Source organism: Polaromonas sp. P1_G1, from assembly GCF_056405595.1.
In genome coordinates this window covers 1-365 of record NZ_JBFUBU010000293.1, presented here as the reverse complement: position 1 = coordinate 365, position 365 = coordinate 1, and the positions used below count along the sequence as shown (strand labels likewise).

Here is a 365-nt window from a genome sequence, read left to right as displayed (position 1 = left end):
TCGTTGGACCATGCGTATTCTGCAAACGCCGCATCCATGGTGCGCCCACCGCCGGAAAACAGGCCCGTGGGGGCCAGTTCTAGTTGAATGGTGGCGTGCTGGCCCAGCTGCTGGATTGCGGGCGAAGCACCGTAACACCAGCCACACAGCGGGTCGAATAAATAGGTCACTGTCGTTGTCATGGTGCGCGGTCCTTTACTGTGCAATCACTTTTGCGGGTTGGTGAACATAGGGTTGCCGCTGGCAGTCTTGGTGACTTCCTCTTGCAAGATGTCCCAGTGCTCCACAATTTTGCCGTTGGCCAAGCGGAAGATATCCACGCCAATCATGGCTTTGGGGCCAATGCCGGAGTAGCGGCCATGCAC

Annotated in this window: 1 pseudogene; it reads right to left on the bottom strand. The window is 57.5% G+C overall.

The features are described 5' to 3' along the window. A pseudogene (locus AC1D1Y_RS26905) lies at positions 1-182 on the bottom strand (DsbA family protein); the annotation flags it as partial. Positions 183-365 lie beyond the last annotated feature (183 nt).